This is a genomic window from Corynebacterium sp. HMSC076G08 (genome assembly GCF_001811515.1).
GTDB classification, from domain to species: domain Bacteria; phylum Actinomycetota; class Actinomycetes; order Mycobacteriales; family Mycobacteriaceae; genus Corynebacterium; species Corynebacterium hiratae.
In genome coordinates this window covers 88177-104227 of the sequence record NZ_KV805011.1, presented here as the reverse complement: position 1 = coordinate 104227, position 16051 = coordinate 88177, and the positions used below count along the sequence as shown (strand labels likewise).

Genomic DNA, 16051 nt, shown 5'->3' with positions numbered 1-16051 from the left:
CCCCGACGTGTCTACTTTCCGGGGGTCAGGCCCCACCATGGTCTGCATCGACAACCACGTCGACGTCAAAATAGCCATCACTGGGGCACAAATCGCCGCCTACACACTCACCGAAGAAAAGATCTACTACAACTAGAAAGACAACGAACTCAACCCCAGTCGGGGCAACTAAAAATCTCGAGACACCGACCGGAACGATGTCTCGAGACTTCACAGCGTGCCCCAGAGAAGATTCGAACTTCCGACACCGGCTTTAGGAGAGCCGTGCTCTATCCCCTGAGCTACTGGGGCGGGGGTGCGTTGCGCACCTAAGTAAGATTAGCAGCCCTGCTTTAGGCGGCGGTAAATGCGTCGCCTTGGGTCTACTCGCCGGCCAGCTCCGCGTACTTGGCGCGAACCTCGCTGGCGGAAGGGTTGGTGGCGTGAGTGCCGTCGGAGTAGAGGACGGTTGGAACGATGCGATTGCCGTCGTTGACGGATTCAATCCAGGCGTTGATGTCGTCGGTGTTCTCACCTTCGACATCGACGAGCTCATATGGGGTTTCGGTGCGGTCCAGGTTTTTGATCAGCTTTACACAGAACGGGCACCAGTCAGCGAAGAAGATGGTGACGTGCTCAGTGGTTTCGGGGGTAGTTGCCATTATGCAGCAGCCTTTCTGTCGTAGGTGAGGAATCGGTATTTCATGGGCAGCTCGCTCGGGGGCTGGCCGGGAATGGTGAGGTGGCCTGATTCGGAGGTCAGCCAGTCACTATCGGCAGATAGGCTGAATTCTTCCGGAACGCTCGGCGCGAGTACGGCATCTGCGCCGTAGGCATCGCCGACTTGTACACCCATGAGGGTGAGCTCGATTGTATCCACGCGGTCGAGGGCGGAGCTATAAAGTTGGCCACCGCCGATGATCCAGGCGTCGCCGGGCGCGGTTTCGAGTGCGGCGTCGATGCTATCCACCACGGTGGCGCCCGCAGACCACTCGTCGGGCTCGCGGCTGGACAGCACGATGTTCTCCCGGCCCGGCAGCGGGCGGAACTTGGGGTTGAGGGATTCCCATGTCTTGCGGCCCATGATGACGGGCGCGCCCATGGTCACTTCCTTGAAGTGCTTGAGATCCTCCGGCACGTGCCAGGGCATGACCACGCCGTCACCAATGATGCCGTCAAGGGACTGGGCCCAGATTGCGCCCAGCATTAAACGGACACCTGCGCCTTGATGGTGGGGTGAGGGTCGTAGCCGATGACCTCAAAATCATCGAAGTCATAGGAGAACATGTCCTGCGCCTTGTGGAGCTTGAGCTGCGGGTATGCACGGGGCTCGCGAGAAAGCTGCTCCTTGACCTGTTCGATGTGGTCGTTGTAGATGTGGCAATCGCCGCCGGTCCAGATGAGCTCGCCCACCTTCAGGCCTGCTTGCTGTGCAAACATGTGGGTCAGCGCGGCATAGGAGGCCAAGTTGAAAGGAACGCCCAAGAACATGTCCGCGGAGCGTTGGTAGACCTGCATGGAGAGTGCACCGTCAGCGACGTAGAGCTGGAACAGCAGGTGGCAGGGCATGAGCGCCATCTTGTCCAGCTCAGAGACATTCCACGCGGAGACCAGGTTGCGGCGGGAATCCGGGTTGTTCTTGAGCGTGTCCAGGGCGGCCTGAATTTGGTCGATGTGCTGGCCATCCGGCGTGGGCCAGGAGCGCCATTGCACGCCGTAGACAGGGCCCAACTCACCGTCCTCATCGGCCCACTCGTTCCAGATGCGGACCTTGTTCTCCTGCAGCCACGTCACGTTGGATTCGCCGCGCAAGAACCACAGCAGCTCACCAATCACGCCGTGGAAGTAGACCTTCTTGGTGGTCAGCAGGGGAAAAGACTCCGCCAAGTTATAACGAAGTTGGGCACCGAACAGGGAGAGGGTACCGGTACCAGTGCGGTCGCCTTTGGGAGCGCCTTCTTCCAGGACGCGGCGCAGGAGGTCCTCATATGGTGTTGTGAGGGCTGAAGAAGCGGTGGGAGTGTCACTCATGATGTCCAAGTGTAGAACGTTGGAGAAATCTTAGGTAGAGCGGTAGGGGTACTGGTGATGAGATTTGTTATTTCGACAGCTGGGCTTGATAAATAACCTCTAGAGCCTCGTCGGTTGGGGTCGCCTGCCATGAGGACGTGGCGCCGGTAAGAATTGAGGGACGGTCCCACAGGTATCTCATCTCTTTCAGTCCTCGGAGGCCCGTGCTGGCAACGCCAGCTACTTTCAGCATCCATGGGTGAATAGTGATGGGGGAGTGTTGGCATCCGGCACGTCGAGCAAACTCAGCTTGAGTCAGAGCGGGAGCGCAAGGTGTGGAAATTATTGGGGGTGTCGAATCATCTAAAAGTGCGTCTGCCAACGCTCGTGCAAAGTCTGGAAGATACGTGACCGAGTGTTTAGCGTGTGCGTTAAAAAGAGCAAGGGGACGCTTCTTCCCAATGATGAGCTGATGGTAGACGCATCCGGGGCCGGCATCTGGTCCGTACAGATCGGCCGCGATTACCGAGGTAGTGCGCGAGGGGGAGGCTAAGCGGTTCTCGATTAGGGTCGCTCGAACACCGGGTTTTCCATTGCGAGATCGGGTGAGGGGAGTATCAGGCGAAATCACCTCGTAAGTCTGGTCGAACCCATACATCGATTCGGGGAAGACGACGGGGATGCCTAGTTGGGTGGCTACCTTCAGCACGGTTTCTTCAGCTGGAATGAGTAGGTCGCGCCACTTTTGTGCGTCATATGGGGCGTGGATGCAGTGGGCAATGCCGTCGATCTGGTCTGGGTAGGCGTCACTGTATGTTGCGTCGCCCTTCTTGAAATCAACGTTTTCACTGGTGGCGAATTGGGGCTGTCGCCGCGTCATGATTGTGCATGTGTGCCCTCTTTTTGCGAGTTCACGTGATAGTGCACGGCCAACGGGGCCCGCGCCGGTGATGAGAAAGTGCATTGAGTGTCCTCCACTCTTATTAGTGACTGGTGCTCTCTAAGGCTATAGGTGCACTCGGCTACCGTCAAGAGCAGTGCTCTCTTTTGTGTTGATATAGTTTTCATATGTCGATGACACCAAGAGCGCGTGCTCGCGAAGAGACGATGTCGCGCATTGTTGAGCTCGGACGAAAGCAGCTTGATGCAGGTGGCCCAGAAGCCTTGAATCTGCGTGCAATTGCTCGTGATTTGGGGATAGTTTCTTCGGGTATCTACCGCTATGTGCCCGACAGGGCCCACCTATTAACGATGCTGATTATCGATGCGTTTGAAGCGCTCGATGGCGCCGTTGCCCAAGGAGTGGGTGCGGCCACTGGGACGCGAGCTAAATTCGTGAGCCTTGTGGCCGCTATGAGGATGTGGGCTTTGAAATTTCCTCAAAGGTGGGCGCTTATTTACGGCACGCCCATCATTGGATACGAAGCGCCCGCCTCAGAAACAACGGGTGCGGGTACAAAAGTTAGTCGGCGACTAGCCGTTTTGTTAACTGAGACCTCGGTTAAAGAGTTAGAACCGCGTTCCTCTCAGCTCTCGCAAGACCTTGCGGCGGCATCTGATGAGCTTGATGTGGAACTTCCCGCTGACGTCATGGAAAAGGCGCTTGAGGCGTGGATACAGATAATTGGCGTGATTAATGCCGAGGTTTTCGGTTACCTCGGCAAAGACACACTAAATGACTACCACGAGTTTCATGCTCGAATGGTTGCTCGTCTTGCAGACGAGTTGGGACTTTGACTTAGCGGCGCTGCGTAGGAGGGGAACACCACACAAGAAACCTAGTACCCGCCGTTGGCCTCCGCGTAGGCGGCGGCGTGCTCCAGAATCTCGTCTGCTAGCTCGGGGCGGCAGATTAAAAGATCCGGAATGAAGGTGTCCTCATTGTTGAACTTGATGGGGGAGCCGTCCAGACGCGAGCAGTGCAGGCCCGCAGCTAACGCAACGCCGACCGGAGCGGCCTGGTCCCATTCGTACTGGCCACCGGCGTGGATGTAGCCGTCATAGTCACCGAGCAGCACGTGGATGGCCTTCGCGCCTGCGGAGCCCGCGCCTACGGTCTCAAAGCCCATCTTCTCCGCGACGTAATCCGCCACCTTCGGCGGGCGGTTGCGGGAAACCACGAACTTCTTCGACAGCGGGCCGGTCACCGCGCGTACGTCGGAGGACTTAAAGGTCACGCCCATGTCCGGCATGCCAACTGCCGCGTGGGTAGGGGTGCCGTTTTCTACCAGCGCGATGTGAACGGCCCAGTCCTGGCGGCCGGTGGCGAACTCCTTGGTGCCGTCGAGCGGGTCGATGATCCAGACGCGGTCCTTCTTCAAACGGCTCAAATCATCGGCGGCCTCTTCCGACAGGACGCCATCCTGCGGGCGGTGCTGCTCAAGGACGCGGGCGATCCATTCCTGAGCGGCTTCATCGCCGGCATCACCCAGCGCCAAGCCGCGCAGCAGGCCACCGTTGCGTACGCCTTTGAGGATCTCGCCACAGCCATCGGCGAGGGAGTTGGTTAGACGGGAATCAGAAATCTCAACGGTCATAGTGACCAGATTAGCGCGCGCGATAGAGTAGGGCATGTCTAAAAACGTTCTGGCGAAGTTCCGCCCACAGGTGGCCGGTTGGTTCCAGGACGTTTTCGCCGCTCCCACCCCAGTCCAAGAGCAAGCGTGGGAAGCTATTTCCGGCGGTGCGAATGCACTGGTTGTAGCACCAACCGGCTCCGGTAAGACGCTCGCGGCCTTTCTGTGGGCGCTGAATTCTTTGGTGGAACGCGAAGGCCAGACTGCGCTGCCACTGAGCAATGAACCTTCCCGCGAGGGCGCTCATGACGGCGTGAGAGTGCTGTATATCTCACCGCTCAAGGCCTTGGGCGTGGACGTCGAGAACAATCTGCGCGCCCCGCTCAACGGCATTGCGCGGACCGCTGAGCGGTTGGGCCTGGAGGTACCGGATATTACCGTTGGTGTGCGCTCCGGCGATACCCCGCAGGCTGAGCGCGCCCGCCAGGTGCGCAAGCCACCGGACATCCTCATCACCACGCCGGAATCGGCCTACTTGATGCTCACCTCCAAGGCAGCGGGGATTTTGAAGACCGTGGATACCGTCATCATCGACGAGATCCACGCCTTGGCCGGCACCAAGCGCGGCGTGCACCTAGCGCTGACCTTGGAGCGCCTTGGGCTCATCGCCGGGGAGTTTCAGCGCATTGGACTGTCGGCGACGGTGCGCCCGCTGAGTGCCGTCGCCAACTTCTTGGGCGGCGACCGTCCCGTGGACATCATCGCGCCACCGGCGAAGAAGCGATGGCAGCTCGACGTCCACGTGCCGGTCGAGGACATGTCGGACCTGCCCACCCCGGAGCAGGGCTCGCCCATCGGGGAGGCGACTGTCGACGACCCCCTGGGCATCACCGAAGGCCCCCAAGACGCGGTACGCGTGCACGCGTACCGCAAGGAAGAAGGCGGGGTGGGAGACTCCGCCCTGCCCACAGCGAAGTCCATCTGGCCCTTCATCGAGGAAGAGCTCTACGCCGAAATCATGGAGCAGCGCTCCACCCTCGTCTTCGTTAACTCGCGCCGCACCGCCGAGCGGCTTACCAGCCGACTCAACGAGCTTTATGCCCAGGAGCACGATCCGGAATCCTTGAGCCCAGCGACCCGGCGCGACCCGGCCCAGCTGATGAAGCAGGTGGACGTCGCCGGGAAGGCACCTGCCGTTATTGCCCGCGCGCACCACGGTTCGGTGTCCAAGGACGAGCGCGCGTTGACGGAGACGATGCTCAAGGAAGGCACGCTCAAGGCCGTGGTGGCCACGAGCTCCCTGGAACTGGGCATCGACATGGGGGCGGTGGAGTTGGTGGTGCAGGTGGAATCCCCACCCTCGGTGGCCTCCGGCCTGCAGCGCGTGGGCCGCGCCGGGCACTCGGTCGGCGCGGTGTCGCACGGCTCCTTCTACCCCAAACATCGCGCGGACCTCGTGCAATCAGCACTCACCGTCGCCCGCATGGAGGAGGGCCTCATCGAGGAAATGCATTCCCCGCGCAACCCGTTGGATGTCTTGGCACAGCAGACGGTGGCGGCGGTGGTGGCGTCGGCAAGCGCGGGCACGAGTGAGGGACTCGAGGCCGACGCTTGGTACGAAACCGTGCGCCGCGCCTGGCCCTATAAGGACCTGGCGCGCGAGGTTTTCGACTCCGTGCTGGACCTGGTGAGTGGTGTGTATCCCTCGACGGATTTTGCGGAGTTGAAACCGCGGGTGGTCTATGACCGTGTGACGGGCGTGCTGACCCCGCGCCCCGGCGCACAGCGTGTGGCGGTGACCAACGGCGGCACCATTCCGGACCGCGGCATGTTCGGGGTGTTCCTGGTGGGAACTGGTGAGGCCGGTTCCGCGCCGCGCCGCGTGGGTGAGCTCGATGAGGAAATGGTCTATGAAACCCGGGTGGGGGATATCTTCACCCTCGGTGCGACGAGCTGGCGCGTGGAGGAGATCACGCGTGACCAGGTGCTGGTGACACCCGCGCCGGGGCACACGGGGCGTTTGCCTTTCTGGAACGGGGACCAAGCTGGGCGGCCCTATGAGTTAGGTAAGGCGCTGGGGGCATTCCGGCGGGAGGCACACGCCGATCCGTCGGTGGTGCGGGATGCGGATGAGAACGCGCGGCGCAACATCGCGGCCTATCTGCAGGAACAGAACGAGGCCACCGGGCTCATCCCGGATGAGAAGACGCTGCTGTTGGAGCGCTTCACGGATGAGCTGGGGGACTGGCGCGTGCTGTTGCACACCCCGTTCGGCCGGCCGGTGAATGCGGCGTGGGCGTTGGCGGTGGGCCAGCGCGTGGCGGAGCGTACCGGGATGGATGCGCAGGCCGTGGCGGGCGATGACGGCATCGTGCTGCGCTTGCCGCAGGGGGAGGCGGACCCGGATGCCGCGCTGTTCCTGTTTGATGCTGATGAGATCGCGGACATCGTCACCGACCAGGTGGGAAACTCCGCGCTCTTTGCTTCTCGTTTCCGGGAGTGCGCGGCGCGAGCGCTGCTTCTGCCGCGGCGTAACCCGGGCAAGCGCGCGCCCTTGTGGCAGCAGCGCCAGCGCGCAGAGCAGCTTCTCGACGTCGCCCGCAACTACCCCTCTTTCCCCATCATCCTGGAAACCGTTCGGGAGTGCGTGCAGGATGTCTATGACCTGCCGGCGCTGACGGAGGTCATGCGGGAGCTGGCGCACCGTCGCATTCGCATCGCGGAGGTCACCACGGAGCAGCCTTCGCCGTTCGCATCTTCGCTGCTGTTCAACTACACCGGCGCATTCATATACGAGGGGGACTCGCCCCTGGCGGAAAAGCGCGCGGCGGCCCTGGCGCTGGACCCGGCGCTGTTGGCGAAGCTTTTGGGCACGGTGGAGTTGCGCGAGCTTCTCGACGGCTCCATCATCGCCGAGGTCCATGCCCAGCTACAGCGCACCACCCTGGAACGCCAGGCGCGCACCACCGAGGAGGTCGCGGACCTCCTGCGCGTGCTGGGCCCCATCCCGGTCGAGGAGTTCGGTGCGCACGCCACGGTGCCATTGAGCGCACTCGATGCTCTCGGTGCACGCATTATGCGGGTGCGCATCAACGGCCGCGAGCACGTGGCCCAAGCGCTCGATGCGCCGCTGCTTCGCGACGGCCTGGGCATCCCCGTCCCGCCCGGCATCCCCGCCCAGCAGGCCACGATTACCGATGCCGTCGATCAGCTGGTCAGCCGCTGGGCGCGCACGCGCGGGCCCTTTGTAGCGCGCGATGTGCAGGAAGCTTTTGGCCTGTCAGCCGCGGTGGCGCACTCGACGCTGAATGGGCTGGATTCCATCCTGGCGGGGCACTACCGGCAAGGCGTGGAGGAACAGGAGTACTGCGCGGCGGAGGTGCTCAAGGTCATCCGCTCGCGCTCGCTGGCGGCTGCCCGAGCTGCCACGCAGCCTGTTTCTCCCGCGGCCTTCGGGCGCTTCCTGCCGGACTGGCAGCAGGTAGCCGCGGTGGGCCGGCGCCCAGTGCTGCGTGGGGTGGACGGCGTCTTCGCCGTCATCGAGCAGCTGGCCGGCGTGCGCCTGCCGGCCTCGGCCTGGGAGAGCCTCATCCTTCCTGCGCGCGTCGGGGATTATTCGCCGACGATGCTCGATGAGCTCACCGCCAGTGGCGAAGTCCTCATCGTCGGCGCGGGTAAGGCCGGCTCCAACGACCCGTGGATCATGCTGCTGCCGGTGGATTATGCCGCACAGCTCGCCCCGCAGGTCTCTGCGGAGGAAGCGGGCGTGTCCCTGCTGCAGACCCAGTTGCTCGAGGCCCTGCAGGGCGGCGGCAGCTACCTCATCTCCGATATTCAACCGCAGCTCAGCGGCACACCCGAGGAGGTCCGGGAGGCGCTCTGGGGCTTGGTGGAAGCAGGTCTGGTCAGCCCCGATTCCTTCGCTCCTATTCGGGCCCACCTGGCCGCAGGTGGGCGCGCCGGGCGTGCGGCGCATCGCGCGCGGCGTCGGCCAGCGCGCTCGCGCCTGCGCATGGGGCGCACGTCCTTTGCGCAAGCGCACAATGTGTCTGGTGCGCAGGTCGCACCAGACGTGGTGGGGCGCTGGTCGCTGTCCGTTCCCGCGGCCACGGATGCCACGTCGCGCTCCATTGCCCACGGCGAGGCCTGGCTGGACCGCTATGGCGTGCTCACCCGCGGATCAGTGGTGGCCGAGGACGTCCTGGGTGGTTTCGCCTTGGCTTATAAGGTGCTCTCCGGTTTTGAGGAATCCGGCAAGGCCATGCGCGGCTACGTTATTGAGGGCTTGGGCGCCGCGCAGTTCTCCACGCCCGCGGTCATCGACCGCCTGCGCGGTGTGGATGATTCCCCGGACGTTACAGGCTGGCCCTCCGGCACCCGCGAGCCGCAGACGTATGTTCTTGCCGCGACGGACCCGGCCAACCCTTATGGCGCAGCGCTGTCTTGGCCGCCGACTGATGCTGGTGACTCTGGTGCCCGCCCCACCCGCGCCGCGGGTGCCTTGGTGGTGCTCATGGATGGCCTGCCGGTGGCGCACTTAACCCGCGGCGGGAAGACGCTGACGACGTTCTTTAACGCTCTTCCCGAGGGCATCGAGCGCACCGAGGTACTAGCCGCAGTGCTTGCAGGCCTCAACGAGCTGGTGGCCGCCGGGCGCTTGAGCAAGCTGGTCATTGAGAAGGCGAACGGGCGGCCCATCTTCGAATCAAAGCTTGGCGGTGAGCTGCGCGCACTGGGGGCGGCACTGACCCCGAAGGGCGTGCGGATTACCGGATCTGCCCACACCGCCTCTTCCGGCCGTGCAGGACAGCACGGCCAATCTGGAGAAGCCACGCGCTCCGCCGAGTCTTACCGTCCCGCACGTCGCGGTGGGCGCCGTGCTGTCGAGGCAATGGAGGAGCTCACCTTCGATGATCCGGAAGACTCCACTGATCCTGACGGCCCATCGACTGCACCGGGCAGCCCAGGTGGTTTCCGCCCTCGCCGTCGACGCCGCTGAATGATATTCACCTTCATTTCGCCCACGGGCTTTTCATGGGTCTAACCTCAAAAGCTGATAGCCCAATAGAAAAGGAGTCTTGTTTTCATGCGGCTGAAGCGCCAATTGCCCAACGTGTCCGAGCTGAAGAACCTCATGCGGTTCGAAGCACCCAACCTCGACCGCCGGGCTGCACGCCTGGCAGAGGCCGCTGATGTGTGGGATCTGCGCAAGATTGCCAAGCGCCGCACCCCGAAGGCGGCCTTCGACTACGTCGATGGCGCCGCCCGCGATGAGGTCAGCTACCGCGAATCCCGCGACTTCTTCCGCGACGTTCGCCTCATGCCCAACGTGCTCAACGGCGCGCACGACATCTCCTTAAACACCGAGATCGCCGGCGAACCCGCAGCACTGCCCTTCGGCATCGCGCCGACTGGCTTTACCCGCTTCATGCATGCAGAGGGCGAGGATGCTGGTTCCCAAGCCGCGCGCGATGCCGGCATCCCGTTCACGCTCTCCACGATGGGCACGCGCTCGGTCGAGGAGGTCGCAGCGTCCCAAGGCAATAGCGGGCGCCGCTGGTTCCAGCTCTACCTGTGGAAAGACCACTCCGCCTGCCAGGAGCTCATCGAGCGCGCGGCGGCTAATGGCTATGACACTCTGGTGGTCACCGTGGACACGCCCGTGGCCGGCCAGCGGCTGCGCGATACTCGCAACGGCATGCGCATCCCGCCGCGCCTGACCGCTGGCACGGTCTTCGATGCCGCGTGGCGCCCCGAGTGGTGGTTCAACTTCCTCACCACAGACCCGGTCACCTTCGCGTCGTTGACCTCGACCACCGGCACCCTGGGCGAGCTGGTCAACACCATGTTTGACCCAGGCCTCAACTTCGAGGACCTGGCGTGGATTCGCAAGCAGTGGACGGGCAAGCTCTTCGTCAAGGGAATCGTCAACCCAGAAGACGCACGCAAGGTCATCGACCTTGGCGCCGATGGCATCGTGGTCTCTTCCCACGGTGGACGCCAGCTCGACCGCGTGGTCAACACCCTCCAGGCCCTTGAGGCCGTGCGCGCAGAGGTGAGCCCGGACGTGGAGATAATCTACGACTCCGGCATCATGTCTGGCGTCGACATCGCCATTGCGCTGGCTTTGGGCGCGGACTTCGTCCTCATCGGCCGCGCTTACCTCTACGGGTTGATGGCCGGCGGCAAGGAAGGCGTCGACCGTGTCATTGAGCTGCTAGCAGAGGAGTTCAAGAACACCCTCCAGTTGCTCGGTGTGAAGAGGATCGAAGACCTGGGCCGTCAGCACGTGGTCACCCCGTGGGAGCCGGGTGCGTTGGCATTCGGTGCGGGAAAGGATGCGCCGGTAGAGTAGGCACCCGTTTGGTGAGGAGGTTCTGCTGTGCCAGAGGGTGATTCCGTACTGCAGCTGTCTAACCGGCTGCAGTTCATGGAAGGCCGGCGCGTAACCTATTCCTCCCTGCGTGTGCCGCGCTATGCCACCGTGCGCTTCGACGGGCTGGTGTGCGAGGAGGTCTGGCCCTATGGCAAGCACCTCTTCATGGATTTCGGCGGCGAGCTCATCCTGCATACCCACCTCAAGATGGAGGGCACATGGGCCATCCACTATGCCGGCGACCGCTGGCGCAAGCCCGGTCACAGTGCGCGCGTGGTGCTGCAGATGGAGAATACCCCGCGCGATATTGAGCTGGTGGGGCATTGGCTAGGGCTGGTCGAGGTCTTTCCAGCCCGCGAGTTTGAGCAGCGCATGGCGCACCTAGGCCCCGACATCCTCGCGCCAGAATGGGCGGAAGGCGGCTTTGAGGAGGCTGTGCACCGCATTGAGTCGCGCCCCGAGCGCAGCATCGGCGCGGCCCTCCTGGACCAGCGCAACGTGGCAGGCTTGGGCAACGAATATCGCGCCGAGGTCTGCTTCCTGGCCGGCGTTCATCCAGCAACACCTGTAGCGCTTGTCGACGTCCCCCAGATCCTCACCATCTCCCGTCGCCTCATCTGGGCCAACCGAGACTCGCCGGTACGTGTGACCACCGGCGTGAAAAGGGCAGGGGAGACCACCTATGTCTTCGGACGCAACCGTCAGCGCTGCCGGCGCTGTGGCACGCTCATTGAGAAATCCACGCTGGGTGGTGTGGACGCCGGCGGCGATGAAGGAGAGTTGGAGCGCGTCATCTGGTGGTGCCCGCACTGCCAGCCGCGTCGCTAGGCTGGGATGCATGAAGATCATTTTGAACATCATCTGGTTGGCAACTGGTGGCCTTGTCCTCGCACTGGGCTACTTGCTCCTCGGCATCCTGGCCTGCATCCCCGTCGTGACGATTCCTGCCGGTGTGGCCTCGATGCGTATGGCGAATTTCGCGCTGTGGCCCTTTGGGCGCTCCGTCATTCAACCGGTCAAAGGTACCGGTGGCATGTCTCGGTTCTCTAACGTTGTCTGGTTCCTTGTCGCTGGCCTGTGGCTGGCCATCGGCCACGTCACCACTGCAGCGGCGCAGGCAGTGACCATCGTGGGCATCCCGGTGGCTCTGGCCAACCTGAAGATGATCCCGGTGACGTGCTTCCCGTTCGGCCGCAAGATCGTGGACTCTGACCACATTCCGTTCGGCTGGGAGTCGATGATCAAGCTCTAAAATCTCTGTCTCCGGTTGCGGGGTTGCCTAGGGTGTTTTAGTGTTCTGGGTCATGGGGGATTTAGAGACCTATTTCTCCTACCGCAACTCGGGGATTTCTTTGGTGGAGCAGGCGGTAGGAGGGGAGAAACGCTTACGCGCACTCGGCGCTTCACCTGCCGATGCCGCCGAATTGGCTGGCTTGAACCACATCTACTTCGGCGCTACCAAGTTCACGGGAAAGCAACGCACTGCCCGCAGCCGAGCCGCCGAACAACGCCATGATCTGGCCACGCTGAGCCTCATTGAGTCCTATACGAAGAAGCTGAAGAACCAGCTGCATGCTTGGAACCTACGGGTCAAGCTCGCCGGCACACCAGCACCGAACATCCCAGCCGTGGCGGCCAAGCGCTTAAAAGAGCTCAAGCCCAAACGCGTGCCCACACCTGGTGTGCGCATGACCTATCGCGCTGATGGTCCGCACTCGCTGACCATTACCGATGACCCTCTGACCGTCACTGAGATGCGCGGTGTGCTGGAATCCATCAACCAGAACAACCTGCTGGAAGCAGCCAACCACGTCTTCTTCAACAAATCCCATGGCGGAACCAAACCTGCTGTGCTCACCAGCGTGGTTGTCACCTTGGACAAACTCGACAAGATTGTGAGCGGCGACGGCGACGACATCGTCCTTGAGCTGACCAACGGCGGCCGCATGACCGGCACGGAGTTTCTGAACTACAAGTTCGCCGAGATCGGCTACGTCACCCTCATCCACCCCACGATCGGGCCGGTATGGCTGCACCGGATGAAGCGCTTAGCCGGGTTTGAGCAGCGCATGATGGCCAGTGCCGAACATCCGACCTGTGCCAGGAAGGGATGCAATAAGCCCGCTGATTATGCTCAGGTGCATCACCTTGTGCCGTGGAAGGCAGGAGGGGCTACCAACCCGCCGAACCTGACCATGTTGTGCGCCTATCACAACGGCATTAATGACGATGACCCGGAGAAACCAACAGGTGCTGGCTACGTGTTTAGGATTCGCGGCGATGTGGACTACATCCCTCCCTGGGGAGAACCGATAACCGCCCAGGCTGCGTATCAAGCCGCGCAACGCGGACTTGGACCGCCCGGCGGGTAAACCGCCGCGCGGGCGAGCCCACAGGGGCCGCCCGACAGGTAGATCGTCACGTGGACGCCCACAGGGCCTCCGCGGCGTTGGCGATCCCACATGTCGATTGCGCGTCAAAAACGGGTGAACCCCCGGCCGTTTGGCCGGGGGGACGTCGCCAAGCAGTGCTTAGCGGTGGTTGCGGTACCAGCCGATCAGAGCATCGGTGGAACCGTCGCCGGATGCGGCCTCCTCCTTGCCGGAGACTGCCGGTGCCAGGTCATTGGCCTGCTGCTTGCCCAGCTCCACGCCCCACTGGTCGAAGGAATTGACATCCCAGATGATGCCCTGGGTGAACACGATGTGCTCGTAGAGCGCGATCAGCGCGCCGAGGGTCTGCGGGGTGAGCTCCTCCGCCAGAATCGTGGTGGTGGGGCGGTTGCCCGGCATCACCTTGTGCGGAACGAGGGCTTCGTCTACGCCCTCAGAGGCAATCTCTTCCGCCGTCTTACCAAAGGCCAAGACCTTGGTCTGCGCGAAGAAGTTGCCCATGAGCAGGTCATGCATCGAACCGGTGCCGTCGGCGGTGGGGAAGTCCTCCTTCGGGCGGGCAAAGCCGATGAAGTCCGCCGGGATGAGGCGGGTGCCCTGGTGCATGAGCTGGAAGAAAGCGTGCTGGCCGTTGGTGCCCGGCTCGCCCCAGTAAATCTCACCGGTGCCGGTGGTGACAGCGGTGCCGTCGCGGCGCACGGATTTGCCGTTCGACTCCATGGTCAGCTGCTGCAGGTAGGCGGGGAAGCGGCCGAGGTCCTCGGAGTAGGGCAGCACCGCGTGGGTCTGCGCGCCGAAGAAGTTGGAGTACCACACACCGAGCAGACCCATCAGCGCCGGAACGTTCTGCTCCAGGGGCGCGGTGCGGAAGTGCTCATCCATGGCGTGGAAGCCCTCGAGGAAACGCATGAAGTCCAGCGGGCCGATGGTGCACATCAGGGACAGGCCAATGGCGGAGTCGACGGAGTAGCGGCCACCCACCCAGTTCCAGAAGCCAAACATGTTCTGGGTGTCGATGCCGAACTCCGCGACCTTCTCCGCGTTGGTGGAAACGGCAACGAAGTGCTTGGCGACGGCCGACTCATCACCATCAAACTGCTCAATCAGCCAGCGGCGTGCGGCGTGAGCGTTGGCCAGGGTCTCCTGGGTGGTGAAGGTCTTGGACGCGACGATGAAGAGGGTGGAGCCGGCGTCGAGGCCGTCGAGAGTCGCGGCGAGATCCGCCGGGTCGACGTTGGAGACGAACTCCGCGCTAATGCCCGCTACCTCGTAGGAGCGCAGGGCCTTCGCGGCCATGGCCGGGCCCAAGTCGGAGCCGCCGATGCCGATGTTGACCACCTTCTTGATGGTGTGTCCGGTGTGCCCAAGCCACGTGCCGGAGCGCAGTGCAGTGGCGAAGTCGCGCATGCGGCCCAGCACCTCGTGGACGTCGGCAGCGACGTCTTGGCCGTCGACGCTCAAGTCCTTTTCAACAGGCAGGCGCAGCGCGGTGTGCAGCACGGCACGGTCCTCAGTGTTGTTGAGGTGCTCGCCGGTGAACATGGCATCGCGGCGGCCCTCGACGTCCGCGGCGCGGGCAAGATCCACCAAAGCGGTGACGACTTCCTCATCGATGAGGTTCTTCGACAGGTCCACGTGCAGGCCCGCAGCATCGAAAGAAAAGTCTGCGGCGCGGGAAGCGGAGTTGGCAAAAAGCTCACGCAGGTTGAGGTCCTTCTTGCTTTCAAAAAGCGAGGTGAGCGCGGCCCACTGCGGCTGAGCGGTGATGTCCATTGCAAAAGCCTTTCTGGCAGGTAGCAGACATGAAACTTACTGTGTCCACCGTAGTCCAGAAATCCCTTCGCTGCCGAGGAAGAAGACCGTACTGCATTGAGCTAGGAGTAGAGCTTCAGGTCGAATTGCTCCATTGTGCTTCCGATCTCCATGGAACCAGTTTCGGGGCCGGTGTAATCATCGTAGTTGCCAAAGGACAAGACACCTACCGCGTACAGTTTGCCGTCGATGGAGGCGTAGACAGGACCGCCGCTATCTCCGGGTACGCTCTCGCTGCCAAAGGTGAAGAGTCCTTGGTTTTCGAAGCGGTCAATGAAATCGTCGCAGGCAGCGCCTCCCGCGGAACCGGCAAAACACATCGTGGGCTTCTTGTGCGTGACATCCTCGAGGCTCATCCAACCGGCCAAAGGCGCATTGAAGGCCGGTGCGGTAGATACTTCGGCGGCTGGGTTGGACACTTCGATCAGTGCAATGTCGGCCGAGTTGATGCTATCGGTGTTGGTGTTGCGGGCCTTCTTCACCATCTGGCCTATCTCTACCGCGTTGCCGGATCGATCGTCGTAATAGAAGGTGTCGCCCGTGTCCCCGCAGTGCCCGGCGGTGAGGATAAAGAGGCGCTGCCCATCGCCGGCGAAATGACCGGTGGAGCACCGGCCACCGTTTGTGCCGTTGTAGATGGGCGCACCCGGCGTCAACACCCCCAGGCTCATGAAGTAATCGGCAGCGTCAGGAGCTATCAGGTTACGTCGGGGCTCCGGTCGCTCCGCTTGAGGGATTTCGGTGGTGTTATCCCAGAGCGCATCGCCGTCGAGGGGCTCCTCGAAGCCTTGCGTTGTTCCGGATGCTGCGGAACCCTGCCTGCGGTCGGAGTCGCTGACGGCGGGAAGATCGAGCGTCGTGGTGGAAATGGTGGTCTCAGCGGAAGAAGAGGTGCTGCAGGCGGATAACACGGACGCAGCGGTGGCCGCGGCGAGAATCGCAGCCAGGCGAGAGGAAAAGCGCAT

The 16051-nt window shown here is 62.7% G+C and carries 13 protein-coding genes and 1 tRNA gene; 6 read left to right on the top strand and 8 right to left on the bottom strand.

The genetic code is table 11. The annotated features are described in order from the left end of the window. Window positions 1-218: 218 nt before the first annotated feature. From HMPREF2806_RS02320 to HMPREF2806_RS02300, 5 genes are all read right to left on the bottom strand, one after another. A tRNA-Arg gene (locus HMPREF2806_RS02320) sits at window positions 219-291 on the bottom strand. 71 nt (window positions 292-362) lie between these two features. Next, window positions 363-641 carry a glutaredoxin domain-containing protein gene (locus HMPREF2806_RS02315; RefSeq protein WP_049155191.1) on the bottom strand — a complete coding sequence of 93 codons (279 nt, stop codon included), beginning with the start codon at window positions 639-641 and terminating at the stop codon, window positions 363-365. Next, window positions 641-1186 (bottom strand): dihydrofolate reductase, encoded by a 546-nt coding sequence (locus tag HMPREF2806_RS02310; RefSeq protein ID WP_049155189.1) that lies wholly within the window; start codon window positions 1184-1186, stop codon window positions 641-643. The genes HMPREF2806_RS02315 and HMPREF2806_RS02310 overlap by 1 nt, the downstream gene beginning before the upstream one ends. Continuing rightward, entirely contained in the window at window positions 1186-2010 is an 825-nt protein-coding gene (locus HMPREF2806_RS02305; protein ID WP_049155187.1) for a thymidylate synthase, read from the bottom strand. The genes HMPREF2806_RS02310 and HMPREF2806_RS02305 overlap by 1 nt, the downstream gene beginning before the upstream one ends. A gap of 67 nt (window positions 2011-2077) precedes the next feature. Continuing rightward, window positions 2078-2953 carry an NAD-dependent epimerase/dehydratase family protein gene (locus HMPREF2806_RS02300; RefSeq protein ID WP_049155185.1) on the bottom strand — a complete coding sequence of 292 codons (876 nt, stop codon included), beginning with the start codon at window positions 2951-2953 and terminating at the stop codon, window positions 2078-2080. A 104-nt stretch (window positions 2954-3057) separates the two neighbouring features. Here HMPREF2806_RS02300 and HMPREF2806_RS02295 point away from each other — a divergent pair, with 104 nt between their 5' ends. Next, on the top strand, window positions 3058-3726 hold the full coding sequence (locus tag HMPREF2806_RS02295; RefSeq protein WP_049155183.1) for a TetR/AcrR family transcriptional regulator: 669 nt from the start codon (window positions 3058-3060) through the stop codon (window positions 3724-3726). Between the two features lie 41 nt (window positions 3727-3767). Here HMPREF2806_RS02295 and HMPREF2806_RS02290 read toward each other — a convergent pair whose 3' ends face one another. Then, window positions 3768-4526 (bottom strand): 3'(2'),5'-bisphosphate nucleotidase CysQ, encoded by a 759-nt coding sequence (locus tag HMPREF2806_RS02290; RefSeq protein ID WP_198531305.1) that lies wholly within the window; start codon window positions 4524-4526, stop codon window positions 3768-3770. Between the two features lie 34 nt (window positions 4527-4560). Between HMPREF2806_RS02290 and HMPREF2806_RS02285 the strand changes: the two genes are divergently transcribed. From HMPREF2806_RS02285 to HMPREF2806_RS02265, 5 genes are all read left to right on the top strand, one after another. Beyond that, window positions 4561-9504 carry an Lhr family ATP-dependent helicase gene (locus HMPREF2806_RS02285; protein ID WP_070515959.1) on the top strand — a complete coding sequence of 1648 codons (4944 nt, stop codon included), beginning with the start codon at window positions 4561-4563 and terminating at the stop codon, window positions 9502-9504. An 87-nt stretch (window positions 9505-9591) separates the two neighbouring features. Next, the gene (locus HMPREF2806_RS02280) at window positions 9592-10860 is read left to right on the top strand and encodes an alpha-hydroxy acid oxidase (protein ID WP_070515958.1); all 1269 of its coding nucleotides are present in this window, start codon (window positions 9592-9594) and stop codon (window positions 10858-10860) included. A 27-nt stretch (window positions 10861-10887) separates the two neighbouring features. Further along, window positions 10888-11709, top strand: coding sequence for a DNA-formamidopyrimidine glycosylase family protein (locus HMPREF2806_RS02275; protein WP_070515956.1), 822 nt, complete (start codon window positions 10888-10890; stop codon window positions 11707-11709). 10 nt (window positions 11710-11719) lie between these two features. After that, window positions 11720-12133 carry a YccF domain-containing protein gene (locus tag HMPREF2806_RS02270; RefSeq protein WP_070515955.1) on the top strand — a complete coding sequence of 138 codons (414 nt, stop codon included), beginning with the start codon at window positions 11720-11722 and terminating at the stop codon, window positions 12131-12133. 52 nt (window positions 12134-12185) lie between these two features. Further along, window positions 12186-13253, top strand: coding sequence for an HNH endonuclease signature motif containing protein (locus HMPREF2806_RS02265; protein WP_232745232.1), 1068 nt, complete (start codon window positions 12186-12188; stop codon window positions 13251-13253). Between the two features lie 159 nt (window positions 13254-13412). On the opposite strand, the gene pgi is transcribed toward HMPREF2806_RS02265, so the two are convergent. Together pgi and HMPREF2806_RS02255 are read right to left on the bottom strand one after the other, a co-directional pair. Further along, on the bottom strand, window positions 13413-15047 hold the full coding sequence (gene pgi, locus HMPREF2806_RS02260; RefSeq protein ID WP_049155170.1) for a glucose-6-phosphate isomerase: 1635 nt from the start codon (window positions 15045-15047) through the stop codon (window positions 13413-13415). Window positions 15048-15148: 101 nt separating this feature from the next. After that, window positions 15149-16051 (bottom strand): trypsin-like serine protease, encoded by a 903-nt coding sequence (locus HMPREF2806_RS02255; RefSeq protein WP_070515952.1) that lies wholly within the window; start codon window positions 16049-16051, stop codon window positions 15149-15151.